The organism is Robinsoniella sp. KNHs210 (genome assembly GCF_000686105.1).
Lineage (GTDB): Bacteria > Bacillota > Clostridia > Lachnospirales > Lachnospiraceae > Robinsoniella > Robinsoniella peoriensis.
In genome coordinates this window covers 1882227-1903731 of the sequence record NZ_JMLZ01000002.1, presented here as the reverse complement: position 1 = coordinate 1903731, position 21505 = coordinate 1882227, and the positions used below count along the sequence as shown (strand labels likewise).

The window sequence follows — 21505 nt, the reverse complement described above, 5'->3', positions numbered from 1 at the left end:
GGAGCGGAAAGTCCGGTAAATCAAAGGGTTTTGGTGATTTGAGGTGGATATGTAGGTGTGCTTTTGTGGTTGAATGGAAGGCAATCTGTTTCCGGTTACTGTGGTGGGGTAAGGGAAATGTATGTTTTGGTAAAATGGCCATTTAACAATGATATCGAAATGATGACATAAGATTTAGGAGGTAATATTTGTGAATTTGCAAAAAGATAAAATTGCAATTCAGATATTGGAATATTGGTTTGCAACCGAATTTTTAGGTCAGGACTCATATGAAGCGTGTACAAATGCACTGTTTAATCAACATAAAGTTAAGGCGTATAAAAAAAAGCTGAGTCTGAAAGATAAAGATAAAAATACGAGAAAACAGATCACTTCGTTTTTTGAGGTAAAAAGAGGGCAGTCCCTGTATAATGTAATAAAAAAGGAATGTGAAGACTGTGAGATGGGAACCTGGGGTAATATAACCATTTATATTGGAAAAGTCCGAAGAGAACTTTGTATCCAAACGATTGCCCAATATTTTGAAACTGAGTCTTCAAACAGGCCTGAAAAAAGCTATGATAATATTGCGGTTGCAAGCTTTCAACTAACACCTAACGGACAATATATAGACCATACATTTTCTCTTTCTACGGTTATCTGGGCGATAAGTAGACTGGATCAGACTTCCGGTTCGCAGTTGTCAGACAGTTTGTCAGAAAGTGCTTACCAAGATGATATAAGCAGTATTGCGACGGTGTTGGAGAGGAAAGTCAGTACTTCCGATGGATTAGGAGAAGAAGCACACTCCAAGAAGAATCGGATACTGATGCCGGTATTTTCGGAAGAGAGTGTCACGTTAGATACAATAACGAAACTGTACTTGCAGATTAAGCATCAATATATTTATAAATTTAAACCTGTAAAGCGGGGGAGTTGGATTCTGTAGAAGAAGTGTATGGTGTGTCAGTCCAATTTTTTAAGAATGAACAGGCACGGGATAAATATGATGAGGATAATTATTTAGGATTAAGACATGATTATTATTCAAATGATTTAAAGATGTTAAAAAATTGGTCTGAAAGCAGCGAGTTTAGCCATGCCAAAGGGATGTGTAAAGATCTTATTAATTATATCAATGCACCTAATGATGAAAATAATATATGGGAACGCCAGGATTTAATCAATGTTAAAAATCCTGAGGATTTGGAGCTTTGGTTACATGAAGTGTTGAGTCTCAGAAATGCGTCGCTGGGGAAATGGCCGTCACGCTATACGCCGGCATTGATGCAGCAAGTTGCAATTAACCTGGTCACCGGAAAAGAGATGGCAGGTGAATTCGGTCCCAAAGGAAATATGTTTTCGGTAAATGGTCCTCCGGGTACTGGAAAAACGACGTTATTGAAAGAACTGGTCGCTGACAATATTATTGAAAAGGCCAAGTGTCTGGCGCAGTATCATGATCCTGATGAGGCATTTGAAAAACATAAGTTTTCAGAAGGAGAAAAGGCAAACGGAGGTTATTCCAAATATGTTCCTTACTGGTATTCAATAAAAGATGACAGGATCAATGATTATAGCTTATTGGTAACATCGTCTAATAATACTGCAGTCGAAAACATAACAAAAGAGCTGCCATTGGAAAGTGGCATTTTAAATAATCTGACAACAAATGATAAAGATAGTGACTTATTTAAACAGCAATTAGGCGAGGTTGAAGAACTTTTCCGGGTTGAAAAAAGCAGTAAATCTGAGCTGCTCTATAACCGAAAAGAGAATAAGGAAGGGCGATATAAGGAAATCTATTTTTCTGGATATGCCCGCTATTTGTTGGATACGACTGATGCATGGGGTCTGGTAGCTGCGCCATTGGGCAAAAAGTCAAATATCAAGTCTTTTTATTATAATGTTTTGGAACCGCTGTGTTGGGACTTTTATCCGGACGGCAAATTTAAAGATAGACGTATAGATTTATATGCTAATGCACAAAAAGATTTTTTACAGCAATTGCAGAAAGTTGAAAAAATTCAAAAAGAATTGACCTCGCTGAGTGACATTGTCTTGCGTGCGAAACAGACAGAGCGAGAAGGCAGAACGAAATGCTTGGATTGTATAAACTCAGTTACTGCAGCGAAACAGAGACTGGAACACTTGGCCATGGCGAAAACGGAATATCAGAATCTTATAGAAAGCCGTAAACAAGAAATAAATCATGCATTACAAAAAGAGCATGAACTAAACGATGCATGTGAGGTGGCCAGAAAGGAATGTGCCGAATATAAACAATCAGTAATAGAGGCGCAACAAAAGGCATTATCTACCACTGGTACTGTCGGTTTCTTCGCCAGAATCTTCAATAAGAGAAAATGCCAGGATGCCGAGAATCTGGCTGAGTCGTATCGTCAGCAAGCTCAAGAATTCCAAATGAAGGTAGGAGAAGCAGAAACTCAAATAGTTGATCTGCAAGCAAAGGTTAACGCGATACATAATCAATGCAAGTATACAGAATCTCTGCTAAAAGTGAAAGAAACAGAATTGCAAAATGTGATAAAACAGGAAGCAGAAATAAATAGTGAGATACAGGACTGTGAGGCGAAGCGCGCCGGATGGAATGAGAAGATACAGCTGATAAAAAAACAATGTGAACAGGAGATAGAGAAGTTTCGGGCCAAAGATGACTGTTACAAGGGGATAATATTAGACAGTCACTTTGTCGCGGATTTACTTTCAAGTGACGAAGTTGTCTCTACCCGTGCTCAAGTCAGTAATTTGTGGACTACTGATTATTATAATCGTGAAAGAGAAAAGCTGATGTATTATGCTTTACAGCTGACAAGAGAATTTATATTAAATTCTAGATGTTGCCGTGATAATTTTGTTTCACTGGGGCAGTATTGGGGGCTGCGTGTAAATGAAGATAAGGAACGGGTAATGTTTGGCAAAAAGGACAAAGAACAGATGGTGGGAGCGTTGTATCAGACACTCTTTCTTTTGGTACCGGTCATATCTTCGACGTTTGCTTCCATCGGGACACTGCTGAGAGATATTAAAAATCCGGGGACGATCGGCACACTGATTATTGATGAAGCTGGACAGGCACAGCCTCAGGTTGCAGTCGGGGCATTATACCGTTCAAGAAGGGCAGTTATTGTTGGCGATCCAAAACAGGTTGAACCAGTTGTAACTGATGATCTGGAACTATTAAAGAAGTCTTATAATGAAGAAGTATATCGGCATTATAAAGATAAAACGTTGTCGGTGCAAAAGTGTGCGGATATTTTGAATCCGTTTGGAACCTATCTGTCAAATGGTACGGATTATTCGGAATGGGTGGGTTGCCCACTGCTTGTTCATCGCAGGTGTATATCCCCAATGTATGATATATCCAACAAAATTTCATATGGCGGAATTATGAAACAGCAGACAAAACAGCCAGGAGATGAAAAAGATGAAAAATTTATTTACTGGAACTCCCGGTGGATGAATATTGCAGGTACAGAAAACGGAAGAAAGGATCATTTTGTCAAAGAACAAGGGGAAAAAGTATGTGAAATCTTAGATATAGCATTTAAAAACAGCAATTTTCCGGATCTTTATATTATCAGCCCTTTTAAATCCGTAGTATCTGGAATCCGGGGATATATAAAGGACTATTGTTATCGAAACAGAAATTCCGAGATAAACAAGAGTTCATTAAAGGAAGATTGGCTCTCGGATAATATTGGTACGGTACATACTTTTCAGGGGAAAGAAGCTGAAGAAGTGATTTTTGTATTGGGTTGTGATGGCAGTAAAGATGCAGAAGGGGCAGTTCAATGGGTAAACAGTAATGTTGTCAATGTGGCTGTCTCAAGAGCGAAATACCGTCTTTATGTGCTGGGGGATATAAGAGTTTGGCAAAGAAATCTGTTTGTTGGTGAAATGAAGGCGATTATGGATACTTTTGCCTTAAAACAAATTGACTCTCTGCAAAGGAGCAATTTGAGTGAACAGGAAAAACTGGAAGAATACCCTAAAGCGGCAAAACACATCCCTTCTTTGTCGTCCTTTCCTGTTGATGAACATATAAACGAAGAAGGTGATACAGAGTATTCGGTTGAAGCTGAGGGATTTATCAACAACTTGGATAAAGCGGGATTTCTGGAGACGAGATTAAGCAGTGAACAGCTGCAGTTTTTTGGCTTTCATGATTTTGATGAGCTGGATAAGCTACCGGACAATATTAAAAGGTATATTATATTTGGGATCAAATTGTATTATTTACTTGAGCCGGTATATCTGAGTAATACAAATTTAGATGCTTCCTGCTGCGCAATTTTATTCTGTAAAGCGTTGGAACTGCAGCTTAATGCTAATTTTGCTGACGGGTTAAAAAGAAGGTTTCCGGAATATGAGATTAAGGTGCGAAACAATAAGCTTAAACTGAAAGATGCAGCGATTAGAGATTTGATGATTGGCGTTATCGAATATACGCTCAGGCAAAAATCCAGCGAATTAGATCGTCTCATGAAATCATTGGGTGAGAATTCATTTGATGTTAAGTGGTGGAATTCATTTGATAAAAAGTTGAACCTGCTTACTAAAAAAAGAAATCTCTGCTGCCATTCTCAATGGTTTAAATGGCAGGATATGAGACAACTGATTCATTATGAATTTGAGCAGGATGACGACAAAGACCAGCGAAATCCAAAAATCGGCGGAGTTTTTCATGAAAGTATAGTAGGAAAGAAACTATAAATGCGAAAGAGCAGTCAAGTTCTTGATATACGCTGACATCTAGCTACTTGACGTCTATATTGGTAAGAGATAGATGTTGCCGACGAAATTTTATGATATATGTCATACCAAAGGTGTTGTTCTGATAAAGAAAATTCAACGGGGCGAAGACTAACTTTTGTCATGTAGTATAAAAACCATCTTTCGCCGCATGTTGAGACAATCGTGTTACTCTCCAAACTAGATGTAATAAGACATATCAGAGTGGAACTTCCGATTGCCGAAATGGACTTAACAAGTGCAGAGAGTAAATCTACTTATAAACAAATTCAAAATTATGTGCTTGAAAAGTATGGATTCAAAGTATCTACTATTTACATCGCACAGGTTAAGAGAAAACATGGTTTAGCATATTATTCGTTACGCCAATATGGAACTAGATGGATATAATGTAAAAATACTTATTACGGTAAGGGATTATGCTCTTCAAAAAGTAATAAATGATGTTCGAGAAATTGCTTCGTAATATTTGATAATAAAAAAAAGAGAAAAATATTTAGGATCTTAAGGAGTACGAGTATGAAGAATATGGCTGATCAAATCCTAGAAGCAGCTAGAACGAGTTTGATTGATATAAATTATGAATCTAAAGAATTTTTACGTCCTAAGCTTCTTTATAATGATACAAATAGAGGAAATACTGTTTTGGCTTGTATCGAAAGTGAGTTACAAAGATGTAGTTCTTTCTGGTTTTCAGTAGCATTTGTCACAAAAAGTGGCTTAATAGCAGTTAAGGAAACTTTGAAGGAAATTACAAATAGGGGGATAGTGGGGCAAATACTTACTACGGATTATTTGGCATTTAATGAACCAGATGCATTAAGGGATTTATTGAAATTTTCTAATATTGAAGTGCGGGTATATACACGAGAAATGTTTCATACTAAAGGATATATGTTTAAAAGTGACGAAAATCATGTATTTATTGTTGGCAGTTCAAATATGACACAAGGTGCTTTAAAGTCAAATAAAGAGTGGAATATAAAAATAACTTCTATGGAAAATGGTGAGTTGATAAAAGAAAGCAATGACGAGTTTACGAGGATGTGGAACGAAGCAGAAATATTATGTGAAGACTGGATCTTAAACTATGAAGAAATTTACCTTGAAAATAGAAAATTAAGGAGTCAACAAAAGGAAGAAAATATAAAATCGTCCGTTTTAAAGCCGAATAGTATGCAAATAGAGGCCACGAGATCATTAGCAAATCTTAGAGCCGAAAAGAAGAATAAAGCATTATTAATATCTGCAACTGGAACAGGAAAAACTTATTTAAGCGCTTTTGATGTTCGTAATGTAAAACCTCAAAAAATGTTATTTTTAGTACATAGAGAGCAGATATTGAAGCAAGCAATGGAAAGTTTTAAAAAAGTCTTAGGTTGGAATATTGATGCAGGGTTATTTACAGGAAATAGGCAGGATTATAATGCGGATTACTTATTTTCCACAGTACAAACTATGTCAAAAGAAACAAACCTTCAAAGATATGAGCCGGATTACTTTGAATATATAATTATTGATGAAACGCATAAAGCTGGTGCAGATAGTTATAGAAGAATAATGAATTATTTTAAACCAGCGTTTTTACTAGGAATGACAGCGAGTCCTGAACGTACGGATGGTTTTGATATTTTTCAATTGTTTGACCACAATATCGCTTATGAAATTCGGTTGCAAAGAGCAATGGAAGAAAATTTATTATGTCCATTTCACTATTTTGGAATTACGGACCTTATAATAGATGGTCAAATAGTAGATGATAACACCGAATTTCGTTATTTAATATCTTCTGATCGTGTTGAAAATATTATTCGACAAATTAAGTTTTATGGTCACAGTGGGAGTCGGGTAAAGGGGTTAATATTCTGCAGTACCAATAAAGAAGCAATGGAATTATCTTATTTATTCAATGAAAGAGGTTATCATACCATTGCTCTATCCGGCCAAAATTCCCAAGAAGAACGTGAAGACGCGATTGAGCGATTAGAGCAGGCTGAATATGAGAATGCTTTAGATTATATTTTTACGGTTGATATTTTTAATGAGGGGGTAGATATACCAGAAGTAAATCAAATTGTAATGTTGAGACCTACCCAGTCGGCGATTATTTTTGTGCAGCAATTAGGGCGCGGACTTCGCAAGGCAAAAGAAAAAGAGTATGTTGTAATAATTGACTTTATTGGTAATTATCAAAAGAATTTTTTGATACCAATTGCTTTATCTGGAGATCGAACTTATAATAAAGACACATTAAGAAAATATATTGCTGAAGGGAATCGAGTGATACCAGGATGTTCCACAATTCATTTTGATGAAATTACCAGAAAGAGAATTTATGAATCAATAGATGTTGCGAATTTTAATGAAGTAAGGCTTATTAAAGAAAGTTACCAACATTTAAAGAATAAATTGGGCAGAATACCTAAAATGCAGGATTTTGATGACTATGGGGAAATGGATATTCTACGTATTTTTGATAATAACTCGTTAGGATCTTATTATAAATTCTTAGTTAAATATGAAAAAGAATATAATATACGGTTTTCCGAGCAACAAGAAAAATTCATAGAGTTTATTTCTAAAAAATTTGCTTCAGGAAAAAGAGTACATGAGTTAGAGGTAATAAAGAGGTTACTATTATATAAACAGGGATTATTTGGATATTTAAAGAAAAAATTAAAAAATGATTATGAGATTGATGTAACGGAACAAACAAAAGAAAACTTAAAAAATATTTTGACTAATAAGTTTGTGGCAGGAACAGGTAAAGTTACATATAAAGATTGTATTTTTATTGAAGAAGACGGATATGATTATAAAGTAAGTAAGAAATTTCATGATTTAATACAAGATCGAGAATTCAATTTAATGATAAACGAGATAATAGAATTCGGATTAAATCGATATCACAAGAATTATTCGAAACGCTATATGGATACAGAATTTCAATTGTATCAGAAATATACTTATGATGATGTATGCCGGCTGTTAGAGTGGGAAAAAGGAGATGTGGCGTTAAATATAGGCGGATACAAATATGATAAAAAAACAAAAACTTATCCTGTATTTATAAATTATGATAAATCAGAAGGAATTCAAGATACAATTAGGTATGAGGATCGATTGATCGATCCTTCCAATTTAATTGCAATTTCAAAATCAGGTAGAAATCTATTATCCGATGATGTCTACACTGCTTTACATGCAGAAGAGCTAGGGGTGCAAATGGAACTGTTCGTTCGAAAGAATAAAGATGATAAAATTTCTAAGGAATTTTACTATTTAGGCAAAATAAGCGCAACAGGTGAGGCTCAAGAGTTTACTATGCCAAATACATCTAAAAAAGCAGTAGAAATACATTATAAATTGCTTACGCCTGTGAGGGATGATCTTTTCGAGTATATTGTAAGTTAAAGATGTTTAGGAGGATAACTTTATGAAGACAATCGAGGTAGTAGCCGCTATCATACAAAACGGTGATAAAATTCTGGCAACCCAACGCGGTTATGGAGATTTTAAAGATGGTTGGGAATTTCCAGGTGGAAAGGTAGAAAATGGAGAGTCTCTAGAAAATGCAATTATAAGAGAAATAAAAGAAGAATTAGATGCGGAGATAAAGGTAAACCATTTTTTGCACACAGTAAAATATGATTATCCCCAATTCCATTTAACCATGCATTGCTTTATTTGTGAACTAATAAAGGGAGAATTCACCTTATTAGAGCACGAAGCCGCCAGATGGTTAACCAAAGAAGAATTAGATAAAGTAAACTGGCTTCCAGCAGATGTTGAAATTGTTCATATATTAAAAAGAAACATGTAATTAAAGTATTTGTGTTATATCTTTATAGTTTAATTTACAAAGAAAGGAGGGGTAATAATGCCCAATCCGCCCATCCATCAAATCCTCCCAGCATCTACAACCGTGGAATCCGGTTACTTGGAAAGTATGCTGGATAAGTTCTCTTCCAGTTACAAAATTTATTGGTTCAAAGGAATTTTTACAGAAATACAAAAAGGTGAAAGAATTCTGGAATACAAAAGACTTGTAGCCAGAATGATAGCTGGGGCATGGTATCCTGTAGTGTATTTTAATTTAAGTCTTGGGCATTCAGATAAATTGGCAGATGCTATTTGGTATATTCACAGAGAATTAAAGGTTCCCAGAGAAGAGCAGGAAGAAAAGATCGTAGAGTTTGTTTATTGTAGTGAAGATAAGCTTTTATTAAAAAAAGTAAAAGACTTTACCAATATGGTACCTTATAGATTAATCCGGCCATTTTATCAACGGGAAATTGAATTTGAAAAGAAAACGGATCATACTTTCAAAGATAAAGATGTAAACGGACTGATTGAAAAGTATAATAAGAATGATCACAATCATGCCTTATACGTAATGGATCGAATAAATGGAACCCTTACGGTTTCGAAAAGTTGGTCTGATTATATCAAGACCAATGCAGCAGTGATAGAAGGGTGGATGCATTACAAATTAATTGAGTATATTCAGGCACGCAATTTGAATGTTCCTGCTATTCCGTTTAAAATATTTCCACCTATACAAAGGAAATTGTCTGAAGCGTCAAAATATTGGGAACTGGTACAGGAGAGAGAACATTTACCGGACTTATACACTGGGCAGCCATTTACGAAAGAAAATAAGGAACGGTTTGGAACGGTTAGCATCGACCATTTTATACCCTGGAGCTTTGTTTTACATAATGAAATATGGAATTTATATCCGGCGTTTAAAAATGTAAACAGTCAGAAGGGAAATAAATTGCCGGACTTGGACCGGTATCTTAATGGCTTTTGTCAGTATCAGTTTCAGGCCTTTCTAGCTGCAAAGAAGATACCGCAGATCAACAAAAAGACTATGGATCAGTTTCTTACAATCAACCGTGATATACGCCACATCGATAATTGCGCAAGGGGACGTGATGCCTTTGTCACATCCCTTAGACAAACAATCGAACCCCTGTATCAGATTGCCAATAACCAGGGCTATGGAATCTGGTGGTACGAGCAGTGACGCATTTATCTCAGTAATTAAAATGAAAGCAGAGGTATCAAGATGGATCAATTATTCCAGCCATTTCATATAAAAAATCTCAAAATTAAAAATCGTATCTGTTTTCCACCTGTAGTATGTTACAGTGCAGGGAGGGAAGATGGTTCTGTTACAGAGCAGCACATTGAACATTACAGGAATATAGCAAAAGGAGGGACTGGCTTAATTATTCAGGAAGCAACCTGCGTAGATGAATTAGGCCGTCTGTCCAGGCGACAGCTTGGTATCTGGAAAGATAGTCAGATAGAAGGGCTTTCTGCCATTGTTCAGGCTGTACATCAGGAAGACTGTCCAATATTTATACAGATACATCATGCAGGTGTTGCAGGTGTGGAAAAGGAGCTTTTGTGCCCTAGCAATTATCGTTTTCAGAAAAACGGGGGCGAAAACGCTGGAAGAGAAATGACGTTGGAGGAAATACATAAGACCCAGCAAGCGTTTGTGGATGCTGCAGTCCGCGCTTATAAAGCGGGATATGACGGAGTGGAATTACATGGCTGCCACCAATATCTGATGTGTGAGTTTTTTAATTGCAGGGTAAATAGAAGAAAAGATGAGTATGGAAGGTATCCCCAGAAATTTGCGGTTGAGATTTTAAGAGCTATTAAAGATAAAGTCCCTTCAGATTTTGTGGTGGGTATTCGTTTGGGAGGATTTGAGCCTGATTTGGAGGCATCACTGAGATTTGCAAAAATACTGGAAGAGGAGGGCATTGACTTCCTGGATATTTCTTATGGATTCTCTGGTGAAGATGAACCGGCTGCACCAGAAGAATTTCCTTTTCAGCCATGCATTTATGCGGCTCAGGAGATTAAAAGGGCGGTATCAGTACCGGTATTTGCAGTTAACAGTATTATGAGCCCGAAAATGGCAAAAGACGTACTTCAGAAAACCAATGTAGATATAGTAGATATTGCGCGGGGAATCATGGTAAACCCAAACTGGGCAAAAGATGCACTTGAGGGTCGAAATCCTGGTAAATGTCTGCATTGCAAAGAGTGTACCTGGAGCAGGGAAATGGAGACGTGTAAAGGAAGGATACTGCTTAAAAGGCAGAGGGAAATTGTTCAATAGAATTGTTTGTTACGGATGCCTTTTGTTTAGTAGAAATCTTTATCCATAAAGTTTTTCCTCTAATATAATTGTTGGGCGGTTGGGGGCTGGCTGTCCAGCGTAATAGAGTCAACTTCGGAAGAGAACAATTTACGAGTAACACTCACTTTCAACAGGTTCTGTAGTATGCGTGATTTATAAGAAGAGAATAACACATAAAAGGAAATGCGGGAGACTTTGAAGGGGTTTTACTCTATCGATGGCTTTCGCTGAAGGACGGATTGATGAAAAGGAAAGCACTTTTTTGGAGTACGCTGATTGTAATTGTTATATTTTTTCTACTTTATTTGTATAGTTTTACAACTACTAATGCCAGCAATTTGTATTTAACCGTTGACTATGAAAATAACAATGGATGGGAAATCTCAGGTGTTGAAAACGGAGAAGAAAAATCTTTAACTGCCACTCAGGCAATAGACTATACAAAAACAGTTTTTTTACGAAGAACGATATTAGAAAACTGGGCATCGTACAGCAAAATTTATATTGATACTGGCAGAGCTGTTTTAGTTTTTGTAGATGAAAGTTTAGTGTTTAGTAACTATCAAACGGATTTATCCGTACCGGGAGAATTGCCACGGATGCAAAAGCCTCAAAATCAACCTTTTTCTTTGGTATTTTCTTTTAATCCCTCATGGGTGGGTAAAACCATTACTGTAGTAACGAGGGTGTATGACAATGAGCCATATGGATCTATTGGTTTTGAGCTGGTGAGTGATGATGTTCTTTTGTTTCAGCATGAAGCATGGGTAAATCAACATGCTTTGCCCGGTGCCATTTATGGAATCATTTCGGTGCTGTTGTTTGGCTTGTTTTTGTTTCAGCTTTCAACCTCGAAAAAAGGGTTTCCTATTTTATTACTCGTTTTTGCCTCCTTGCTGCAAATGTTTTGCTATATGAGTGTCTTAAATGAAAACCCCTTGCCGATGATAGATAGTGGCCTGGCGACGGCATTTTATTTTTTGTTTCCCCTCTTATATTTGGGAACTAAAATGACAAATTTAAGAAAAATGTATTTTATTACGATTCTTTCTGTCTGGAGTATTTATTTTATCCTCTATACAGCCACATTTGTATTACATTTGCCCTTGCCATATTGGTTTGATAAAGTAGAATTGTTTTGCTTTATACTCCTTGGGATTATGTTGTATTATTGTTTAAAAGAGCGGCGGACAAATACTTTTTTACGATACTTTTTGTCATTGCTTGTTGTGTTTTTGGCAGGGTATACGATGTTGTTTTTCGCCTCGGCAGCGCTTAATAAGCCTCTAAATCAGTACATGATTATCATATTTAAAGAAGCATTTCGTTTATACTGCAGACCACTTTTGTTTTGGGTGTTTACCACGATATTGTTTGCGCTGTTTATTCTTGCAGTGTGGGAAGTTTTGCAGGATAGAATTTGGGTAGCAAAACAGTTAGAACGTATGAAAAGTGAACAAGCTATGCTAGATTTACAAATAGAAGCCGCGAAGGAGCAATTGAATGCCTTGCGTACCGCCAATGAGCAGACAGTCATCTACCGCCATGATATGCGCCACCATTTATCACTGCTTTCTGGTTTTGCCATGGATGGCGATATGCAAAAAATAAAGGAGTACCTTGTGGCAGCTGAGTCTGATATTAACGCAGTAACCCCTGTGCGTTACAGTGAAAATGAAACTGTGAATTTAATTTTATCCTCCTTTGACGCTAAAGCGAATAAAGTGGGTGTATCCCTGTATGCGAAGGTTCAGCTGCCTGCAGTGCTTGAGGTCAACGATACAGAGATTTGTTCATTACTCTCCAATGGACTGGAAAATGCCATTACTGCCGCTGCAAAGATGCAGGATGAAACGCTGCGTAAAGTAGATATCCGTGTCTTTGTCAAAGATGGAAAGCTCCTGATTTCCATCAAGAATGCCTATGCGGGTACCCTTGAAATGGAGGGTAAGTTCCCTAAAACACAAAATAGGGAAGAAGGTCATGGCTTTGGTATCAAAAGTATGATTGCCATTGTAGAACGGTATGGTGGATTGCACTCTTTTAAAACTGTAGATGGGGTTTTTGTCATTCAACTTGTACTGCCGATCATACAGCGGTCAAAAGTCAGCCTTGCTGTCAATGAACCTTAAACAGTAAAATATTGTTTGGAAAAATAAAGGGTGATCTTTCCCATAGCCTGTCTTCATACAGACAGGTTACAAATTGACAACCACCCCCAGGAAGTGTATAATATGTTATCCTAGTATTTTAATAGGAAATAACAATATAAATAAACGGCCTTTTATCACTTTGCTTAAAATGTTAACCATGAAGCAATGATAAATTGGAACGGTTAAGGATGAGCATAATGGAATCTATAAATATTGAAGAGTTAGAATTAATAAATCAAAATGAACGTATAATTATTGATATAAGAAACAGAGAAGATTATGAAAAAGAAACCATGCCGGGGGCGATCAACATTCCGCTGGACGAATTTGATGCCTCTCTTTTAGATATCAATCAGGCAAAAATGGTTTATGTTCTTTGCCATACGGGAGAACGCAGCAGAGATGTGGTGGATACATTGCAGCTTGCAGGCTATCAGGCATTTAATATAGAAGGCGGCTACCGCTCTTACCTTCGCCTGAATTTAAGCAGACTAGTTCAAAAAGATGATGAGATAAAAGAGCGCAGGTCAGATATTGAGCGAAGTATCATAAAGAAATATAAGAAAACCGTATGGAGACAGTTCACCAAAGGAATCAATGAATATGAAATGATTCAGGACGGTGATAAGATAGCGGTCTGTATTTCGGGTGGTAAGGATTCCATGCTGCTGGCAAAGCTTATGCAGGAATTGAAAAAGCATGGCAGGAATAATTTTGAGGTTGAATTCCTGGTGATGAATCCCGGATATAATGAAGAGAATTGGACGATTATTGAGAATAATGCTAAGCTGCTGGGGATTCCGATTAAGGTGTTTCATACCGAGATTTTTGACATTGTAGCAGGTGTGGATGACAGTCCCTGTTATTTATGTGCACGTATGAGAAGGGGCTATCTGTATTCGAAAGCAAAGGAGCTTGGGTGTAATAAAATTGCTTTGGGACATCACTATGATGATGTGATTGAAACGATATTGATGGGTATGATGTACAATGGGCAGATTGAGACTATGATGCCAAAACTGCATAGCGCTAATTTTGAAGGAATGGAGTTAATTCGTCCTTTATATCTGGTAAAAGAGGCAGCAATCAAGGCATGGCGTGATACAAATGATTTGCATTTTATTCAATGCGCCTGCAGATTTACGGAAAATTGTGCAAGCTGTGGTGGAGCAAAAGGGTCAAAACGGGATGAGATGAAAGAACTTATTCAACAGTTCAGAAAGAAAGATGAAATCATCGAAAAAAATATTTTCCGCAGTGTAGAAAATGTAAATCTTGCAAAAGTGATAGGATACAAAAAAGATAAAAAGAAATACAATTTCCTTGAAAACTATTAAATGAAATGCCTTTACAGGTCCCCGCACAGCATTCGCAATGCAATTTTCCATAATGAGGCTTTTATGACGGATTTTGGTTAGGAGTTATCATTCTATTCCCTGACAGACAGGCATATGATAAACAAATCGTATTTGGAGGTCAGTCAGAATGAGAAAACCGGACAGACTTGAGCTCGCCAATTTACCAACGCCAATATGGTCTCTTGATGGGATGGACTACTGCAGGGAAAATGCCAGACTTTTTATGAAAAGGGATGATTTTACCGGATTTGAGATGGGTGGAAATAAAGTACGTAAGCTGGAATATGCATTAAAACAAGGGATGGATCAGGGGGCAGAGGTATTTATTACATGCGGAGGGATCCAATCAAACCATGTCAGGGCAGTTGCATCGGCAGCAGCATTGTTTTCCAGAAAGGCGCATCTTGTTTTGAGTGGAAGTGATATGCAGCCGGATGGAAATTATTTTCTGGATCTGCTTTTTGGTGCCAGCGTGCAGTTTGTTTCAGAGGAGGATTATAAATACCGCAGACAGCAGCTTATGGAGGAGATCAGGGCTTCTTATACCCGAAGGGGGATTCAGGCATATATTCTTCCGGAAGGAGCTTCAAACGGAATCGGATTTTTTGGGTACTATCAGGCATATGAAGAAATTATGATGCAGGAACGTCTCTTACGGGAGCCGTTTGACACGATTTGTGTGGCGGTTGGGTCGGGAGGAACATACGCCGGGCTTTATGCGGCAAATGAGATGTATGGATGCCGGAAACGGATTGTGGGATTCAATATCTATGATAAGAATGCAGATGCAGAAATGCAGATAGCCGGAATTATTGAAGAGGGGCTGCGTGTAGGTGGGTGCCGTAACCGGATAAGTTACGACCGCATTCATATAGTGTATGATTATGTGGGAGAAGGTTATGGGATAACTTCATCTCAGGTGATGGATTTTATCCATAAAACGGCGCTTCAGACAGGCATCCTGCTGGATCCTGTGTATACCGGAAAAGCCCTGTACGGGGTTGTCTCCGAGTTATATAAACGAAATCCGCTTTTGACAGGAAATGTGCTCTTCATACATACCGGCGGCCAATTTGGCATATTTCCGCAAAAAAACAGATTTTGTTTATAACTTTACTTATAAAACACTAAAAATACCGGAATAATTTGGAAGATTTCAAACGTTACCAGGCTGATTCGGTTGTCCAAAGGACAGGGCAGGTGTTATAATACAGTACAGCTTGAGCTATTAAGGGGGTATAAGTATGATTATCAGAAAGCTTAAACCGAAGGAAAATAATATTTTGGAAGAGATGTTATATAATGCAATCTATCAGCCGGACCAGGAACCAAAGCTGCCCAGAGAGGTTATCTATCAACCTGACTTATACCACTACATAGAGAATTTTGGAAAAAAGGATGATCGATGCCTGGTTGCAGAGACAGAAGGGAAGATTGTCGGGGCAGTATGGACCAGAATTTTAGCAGGAGCGGATCCGGGTTATGGAAATGTTGATGCAGTTACCCCGGAGTTTGCAATTTCCGTAAATAAAAGTTACAGAGGTCAGGGAATCGGAACCCGGCTGATGGAAGAGATGATACAGTTGTTGAGGGAAGATGGTTATGCTCAGGCATCCTTAAGCGTGGACAAAGATAATTATGCTTTGAAGATGTATGAAAAAACGGGATTTCAAATAATAGAAGAAAAAGAAGAAGATTATTTAATGTTATTGAAACTTTAACCAGGTCACAAAACTTAATAAGAATGAGAATAGAAGAACAGAGAATAAAGTACAGGGAATAAAAAATAGAGATTAGCAAAAAGAGAATAGAAGAGCAGAGAGCAGTGTATAAAAAACAGAGAACAGGCAGCGGGGATTCCATATACCTCAGCTTCTGTTCTCTATTTTTGTCCACGATCTTTAAATTTTTAGAAGTTGCCTATTGCTAATTTTAAAGAAGGGGATTATAATGTAAGTAAATTAATTCCCAGTAAAATACTCGGAATTAAAATATACACAAATACAGGAGGTTTTTAAAATGTCTAAAGAGTTACTACAAATAAATGATTTATCCGTAAGTATAGATAACGGTCTGATTTTACAGCATGTGGACCTGAAAATGAAAAAGGGGGAAACACATGTCTTAATGGGCCCAAACGGCGCCGGAAAATCCACTCTGGGAAATATCCTGATGGGGAATCCACAGTATCAGGTTGATCAGGGTTCCATCTTATTTGAAGGAAGGGACATTACAGAGGAATCCACAGATAAACGGGCAAAGATGGGAATGTTTCTTTCTTTCCAGAATCCGCTGGAGGTTCCTGGAATTTCACTTCAGAGTTTTATCCGCAATGCCATTCATCAGCAGACCGGGGAGAAGTTAAAGCTGTTATCCTTTCAGCGTTCCATGAATAAAGCTATGGAATTGCTCCAGATGGATCCTTCCTATGCCGAAAGAGATCTGAATGTAGGATTTTCCGGCGGAGAGAAGAAAAAATCGGAGATCTTACAAATGCTGATGTTAAAGCCCAAACTGGCAATCTTAGATGAAACGGACTCCGGACTTGATGTGGATGCGGTCCGGACTGTATCTAAAGGGATAGAGGAATACCAGAAGCAGAAGGAGGGTGCACTTTTTATTATTACCCATAGTACGAAAATTCTGGAATATCTGCATGTGGATTATACCCATGTTATGTTGAAAGGGAGACTTGTGAAAATCGGCGGACCAGAACTGGTAGAAAAAATTAATAAGCATGGATTTGAACAGTTCTATGAGGAGATGGGAGATGAGCCAGTATGAAAGAAAAAACCTATGTAGATGATATCGACAGAAGTATATATGATGTAAAAGATGATGAAAAGGACTTTTACCGGGTACGGGAAGGTCTGACACCGGAAATTGTGGAGCAGATATCAAGAGAGAAGAAAGATCCTGCATGGATGGAGTTGTTCCGCCTGCGCTCTCTTCAGATCTATAACCAGATGGAAGTGCCCCAGTGGGGACCTGCACTGGATGGCTTACATATGGAGCAGATTGTTACCTATGTAAGGCCTAATACTGCTATGAGCGGTAAATGGTCTGATGTTCCCAAGGAGATTAAAGAGACCTTTGAAAGACTGGGGATTCCAAAAGCGGAGCGGAAATCCCTTGCAGGAGTGGGAGCCCAGTATGATTCAGAACTGGTCTATCATAATGTGAGACAGGAAGTGCTGGAACAGGGCGTTATCTATACGGATATGGAAAGTGCGCTGAAAGGTGAATACGCAGATATGGTGAGAAGGCATTTTATGAAGCTGGTAACACCGAGAGACCATAAATTTGCAGCGCTCCATGGAGCAGTGTGGTCAGGGGGATCCTTTGTTTATGTTCCGCCGGGCGTATCCGTAACCATACCGCTGCAGTCCTATTTCCGTTTAAATGCACCGGGTGCCGGACAATTTGAACATACACTGATTATTGTGGATGAGGGCGCAGACCTGCATTTTATCGAAGGCTGTTCTGCACCGAAATACAATATAGCAAATTTACATGCAGGATGTGTGGAGTTATTTGTAAAGAAGAACGCTAAGCTTCGCTACTCTACTATTGAAAACTGGTCAAAGAATATGTTTAATCTGAATACCAAACGTGCCATGGTAGAAGAAGGAGGAACCATTGAATGGATTTCCGGTTCTTTTGGTTCACACGTGTCTTACCTGTATCCTATGAGCATTCTGAATGGTGAAGGGGCAAGGGCAGAATTCACAGGGATTACCTTCGCGGGAAATGGACAGAACCTGGATACGGGAGCTAAAATGGTGCATAAAGCGCCCCATACATCTTCTGTTATCAATACCAAATCAATTTCTAAATCGGGTGGAAACAGCACTTTCCGCAGTTCGGTAACGGTGACGAAAGAAGCAAAGCACAGCAAAGCCTCGGTATCCTGCCAGTCTCTGATGCTGGACAGCGAGTCCAGGTCAGATACTATACCGGCAATGGATATCCGGACTTCGGATGCGGATATCGGACATGAAGCAAGAATTGGCCGGATCAGTGATGAAGCTGTATTTTACCTTATGTCCCGAGGTATCAGCGAAGAAGAAGCAAAAGCAATGATTGTCAGTGGTTTTGCCAATCCGGTATCCAAGGAACTTCCACTGGAATATGCAGTGGAAATGAATAATCTGATCCGCCTTGAGATGAGCGGATGTATCGGATAGAACGGAGGATTAAAAATGCAGATAGTATGTAATAAAAAGGTGAACAGACTTCCGGTTCCCACCTGGAACTGGTTAAAAATAAATGATAGTCAAATGGATTTCAACATCGATGCGGTACAGAAAAAAATGGAGTGCAGTTTTGAGATTCCAGCTGGAATACGTGTTATGGAAACAGAGGAGCTGCAGCGTTTCATGCCTGCTATGGAAGGCATAGAAACAGGAATGGGTGAGGAAACCGGTGAATTTCTTCAGGAGATGCAGACAGAGATTACGGGGTATCTGGCTGAAAAGGAATGTCGGGTGGCGGAACCCCTGTTTTTACATTATACCAGCCAGGATCATGGCGCAGCTTTTGAAGATCAGCTGATATATGCCCGGGAAGGCAGCGAAATGACGATTATTATGGATTACCATTCCCGAAGTGACAGCGAAGCACTGTTTGGGATTCGTACCAGGATTTATGCGGAGAAAAATGCGGTAGTGCGGATCATTAAGCTGCAGCTTCTGGGGCGGGAAGTTATACATTTCGATGATATGGGAGCCGTTTGTGAGGAACAGGCAAGGGTTGAGGTAGTTCAACTGGAGATCGGAGGAAACAGGGGATGGTCAGGCTGCCATACCCGGCTAAAGGGATATAAAAGCAGTTTTGAAAGCGGAACCGGATATCTTTGCAGAGCGCAGCAAAAGCTGGATATGAATTATGTGGCAGTGCATGAAGGAAAGAAGACCGAAAGCCGAATGGAGGTAAAAGGAGCACTGCTAGACCAGGCAGAAAAGGTGTTCCGGGGTACGATTGATTTTAGAAGTGGTGCAAAAGGCAGTGCAGGTGAAGAGCAGGAAGAGACTTTGCTATTTGGCAGGGACGTAGTTAATAAGACAATTCCCCTGATCCTGTGCCAGGAAGAAGAGGTTGATGGAAATCATGGGGCAACCATAGGGAAAATTGATGAATCACTTCTATTTTATATGCAGACCAGAGGAATTACGGAAGATGAGGCTAAGGAAATGATTATTCGTGCCGGTATAGATGCAATCTGCCGCCGGATACCCGATGAAGCTTCCGTGAAAAAGGTTCAGTCCTATATAGAGGAGGTGTTTCAATATGAAACATAATTACAGAGATGATTTCCCTATCCTGCAAAACAAGGAACTGATTTATCTGGACAGTGCAGCAACTTCTCAAAAACCCCGTCAGGTAATGGATGCGATGACCCGTTTTTATGAAGCAGAGAATGCGAATCCAATGCGGGGACTGTATGGACTTAGCATCCGGGCGACGGAGACTTATGAAAGGGCCAGGCATACGATAAAAGAATTTATCGGTGCCAGGCATGACTGTGAAATAATATTCACCAGAAATACAACAGAATCCATTAATCTGGCGGCATACAGCTATGGGCTCTCTAATATAACGAAAGGAGATGAGATTGTGGTGACCATTATGGAACACCACAGTAATCTCCTTCCATGGCAGATGGTGGCTAAACAGACCGGTGCGAAACTGATTTTTCTGTATTGCAGCGAGAATGGAAGTATCCCCTGGTCTGAGGTGCAAACTAAAATCGGCAGCCGCACAAAACTAGTGGGGATTGCCCATGTATCGAATGTAATCGGATGTACAAACCCAGTGAGGGAAATCATCACATATGCACATAAAATGGGTGCCGTTGTATTAGTGGACGGTGCCCAGGCGGTTCCTCACATGGCAGTAGATGTACAGGATCTGGATGCTGATTTCTACGCTTTTTCCGGGCATAAATTACTGGGGCCCATGGGGATCGGTGTACTGTATGGCAAAAAGCAGCTGTTAGAAGAAATGCCTCCATTTTTGACCGGTGGTGAGATGATCGATACGGTTAGCCAGCAGGATGCTTCATTTGCACCGCTTCCCCATAAGTTTGAAGCCGGAACGGTAAATGCACAGGGAGCAGCAGGATTAGAGGCAGCGGTCTGTTATCTGAAGGAAGTGGGATATGAGGAAATTCAAAAACAGGAAGAGATTTTAGTAGAAAGAGCAATGGAAGGAATCCGTAGAATTCCCCATGTGCATCTCATCGGTTCCGGAAATCCAAAGGAACATAGCGGTATTCTGACATTTACCATAGACGGCGTACATCCTCATGACATAGCGTCTATAATGGATTCTGCACATATTGCAATTAGGGCAGGGCACCACTGTGCTGAACCGCTGATGAAATTCCTAAATGTGAATGCCACGGCGAGAGCCAGCGTATACTTTTACAATACGGAAGAAGAAATCGATATTTTTCTGGAAAATTTAAGACAGGTAAGGAGGTGGCTTGGATATGGGGCTTAGAGAATTATATACCGAAATTTTAAATGAACATAATCTGCATCCAACCCATAAAGAAGAGATGGAACACCCTACAAAGGTATTAAGAGGTGTGAATCCAAGCTGTGGGGACGACATCCTATTGCAATTAAAAATCGAAGATGGTGTAATTACAGACGGGACTTTTACCGGAACAGGATGTGCCATTTCCCAGGCATCCGCAGATATGATGCTGGATTTAATCATAGGAAGAGAAGAGCAGGGAGCCCTGGAACTGGCGGAGTTGTTTGGGAAAATGATAAAAGGAGAAGCAAAGGAAGAAGAGCTGGAGGTATTGGAGGAAGCTGCGGCGCTGAAAGATATTTCCCATATGCCGGCACGTGTAAAGTGTGCGGTACTTGGATGGCATACTATGGAAGAAATGATTTCCTAGTCGGACAGTATCAGATATATCAACGGTGTACCAGATTACTTGTCTCTCGTGTCATTCGCCGAATGAACATGCAAGCATTCCGCTTGGTTGTCCGGGGAAATAAAGTATTTGAAATATTTGTCAAAATGTGCGAAAATAGGATTGTCAGAAAAGGCAGGAA

The 21505-nt window shown here is 39.0% G+C and carries 15 protein-coding genes; all 15 read left to right on the top strand.

The window, feature by feature from the left end:
- Positions 1-190 precede the first annotated feature (190 nt).
- A complete protein-coding gene (locus tag CD03_RS0115350) occupies positions 191-928 on the top strand; it encodes a hypothetical protein (RefSeq protein WP_027294414.1) in 738 nt (245 codons plus the stop codon).
- A 14-nt stretch (positions 929-942) separates the two neighbouring features.
- On the top strand, positions 943-4716 hold the full coding sequence (locus CD03_RS36765) for an AAA domain-containing protein (protein WP_156042910.1): 3774 nt from the start codon (positions 943-945) through the stop codon (positions 4714-4716).
- A 558-nt stretch (positions 4717-5274) separates the two neighbouring features.
- Positions 5275-8169: a DUF3427 domain-containing protein gene (locus CD03_RS0115340; RefSeq protein WP_044289410.1), complete on the top strand. Its 2895-nt coding sequence runs from the start codon at positions 5275-5277 to the stop codon at positions 8167-8169.
- 22 nt (positions 8170-8191) lie between these two features.
- Positions 8192-8578: a (deoxy)nucleoside triphosphate pyrophosphohydrolase gene (locus tag CD03_RS0115335; protein WP_027294411.1), complete on the top strand. Its 387-nt coding sequence runs from the start codon at positions 8192-8194 to the stop codon at positions 8576-8578.
- Positions 8579-8635: 57 nt separating this feature from the next.
- Positions 8636-9787, top strand: coding sequence for an HNH endonuclease domain-containing protein (locus tag CD03_RS0115330; protein ID WP_027294410.1), 1152 nt, complete (start codon positions 8636-8638; stop codon positions 9785-9787).
- A 42-nt stretch (positions 9788-9829) separates the two neighbouring features.
- Complete coding sequence (locus CD03_RS0115325; RefSeq protein WP_027294409.1) at positions 9830-10900, top strand: oxidoreductase; 1071 nt, start codon at positions 9830-9832, stop codon at positions 10898-10900.
- 263 nt (positions 10901-11163) lie between these two features.
- The gene (locus CD03_RS37230; RefSeq protein WP_052377816.1) at positions 11164-13053 is read left to right on the top strand and encodes a sensor histidine kinase; all 1890 of its coding nucleotides are present in this window, start codon (positions 11164-11166) and stop codon (positions 13051-13053) included.
- A 218-nt stretch (positions 13054-13271) separates the two neighbouring features.
- Positions 13272-14411 carry an ATP-binding protein gene (locus CD03_RS0115315; RefSeq protein WP_027294408.1) on the top strand — a complete coding sequence of 380 codons (1140 nt, stop codon included), beginning with the start codon at positions 13272-13274 and terminating at the stop codon, positions 14409-14411.
- 148 nt (positions 14412-14559) lie between these two features.
- A complete protein-coding gene (locus CD03_RS0115310) occupies positions 14560-15543 on the top strand; it encodes a 1-aminocyclopropane-1-carboxylate deaminase/D-cysteine desulfhydrase (protein WP_027294407.1) in 984 nt (327 codons plus the stop codon).
- 133 nt (positions 15544-15676) lie between these two features.
- Positions 15677-16153 carry a GNAT family N-acetyltransferase gene (locus tag CD03_RS0115305; protein WP_044289408.1) on the top strand — a complete coding sequence of 159 codons (477 nt, stop codon included), beginning with the start codon at positions 15677-15679 and terminating at the stop codon, positions 16151-16153.
- Positions 16154-16451: 298 nt separating this feature from the next.
- Positions 16452-17216 (top strand): Fe-S cluster assembly ATPase SufC, encoded by a 765-nt coding sequence (gene sufC / locus CD03_RS0115300; RefSeq protein ID WP_027294405.1) that lies wholly within the window; start codon positions 16452-16454, stop codon positions 17214-17216.
- Positions 17213-18619, top strand: a complete 1407-nt coding sequence (gene sufB / locus CD03_RS0115295; RefSeq protein ID WP_027294404.1) for a Fe-S cluster assembly protein SufB — start codon at positions 17213-17215, stop codon at positions 18617-18619. Before sufC ends, sufB begins: the two co-directional genes overlap by 4 nt.
- A gap of 15 nt (positions 18620-18634) precedes the next feature.
- Positions 18635-19732, top strand: a complete 1098-nt coding sequence (locus CD03_RS0115290) for a SufB/SufD family protein (protein WP_027294403.1) — start codon at positions 18635-18637, stop codon at positions 19730-19732.
- Positions 19722-20936, top strand: a complete 1215-nt coding sequence (locus tag CD03_RS0115285) for an aminotransferase class V-fold PLP-dependent enzyme (protein ID WP_027294402.1) — start codon at positions 19722-19724, stop codon at positions 20934-20936. Before CD03_RS0115290 ends, CD03_RS0115285 begins: the two co-directional genes overlap by 11 nt.
- Complete coding sequence (gene sufU / locus CD03_RS0115280; protein ID WP_027294401.1) at positions 20926-21345, top strand: Fe-S cluster assembly sulfur transfer protein SufU; 420 nt, start codon at positions 20926-20928, stop codon at positions 21343-21345. The genes CD03_RS0115285 and sufU overlap by 11 nt, the downstream gene beginning before the upstream one ends.
- The last annotated feature ends 160 nt before the right edge of the window (positions 21346-21505 follow it).

Bases quoted from the DNA above. Each gene is read 5' to 3' on its own strand.
- CD03_RS0115330 (WP_027294410.1), top strand. From the start codon at position 8,636: ATGCCCAATCCGCCCATCCATCAAATCCTCCCAGCATCTACAACCGTG.
- CD03_RS0115325 (WP_027294409.1), top strand. From the start codon at position 9,830: ATGGATCAATTATTCCAGCCATTTCATATAAAAAATCTCAAAATTAAA.
- CD03_RS0115340 (WP_044289410.1), top strand. From the start codon at position 5,275: ATGAAGAATATGGCTGATCAAATCCTAGAAGCAGCTAGAACGAGTTTG.
- CD03_RS0115335 (WP_027294411.1), top strand. From the start codon at position 8,192: ATGAAGACAATCGAGGTAGTAGCCGCTATCATACAAAACGGTGATAAA.
- sufC (WP_027294405.1), top strand. From the start codon at position 16,452: ATGTCTAAAGAGTTACTACAAATAAATGATTTATCCGTAAGTATAGAT.
- CD03_RS0115290 (WP_027294403.1), top strand. From the start codon at position 18,635: ATGCAGATAGTATGTAATAAAAAGGTGAACAGACTTCCGGTTCCCACC.
- CD03_RS0115315 (WP_027294408.1), top strand. From the start codon at position 13,272: ATGGAATCTATAAATATTGAAGAGTTAGAATTAATAAATCAAAATGAA.
- CD03_RS0115310 (WP_027294407.1), top strand. From the start codon at position 14,560: ATGAGAAAACCGGACAGACTTGAGCTCGCCAATTTACCAACGCCAATA.
- CD03_RS0115285 (WP_027294402.1), top strand. From the start codon at position 19,722: ATGAAACATAATTACAGAGATGATTTCCCTATCCTGCAAAACAAGGAA.
- sufU (WP_027294401.1), top strand. From the start codon at position 20,926: ATGGGGCTTAGAGAATTATATACCGAAATTTTAAATGAACATAATCTG.
- CD03_RS0115305 (WP_044289408.1), top strand. From the start codon at position 15,677: ATGATTATCAGAAAGCTTAAACCGAAGGAAAATAATATTTTGGAAGAG.
- sufB (WP_027294404.1), top strand. From the start codon at position 17,213: ATGAAAGAAAAAACCTATGTAGATGATATCGACAGAAGTATATATGAT.
- CD03_RS37230 (WP_052377816.1), top strand. From the start codon at position 11,164: ATGAAAAGGAAAGCACTTTTTTGGAGTACGCTGATTGTAATTGTTATA.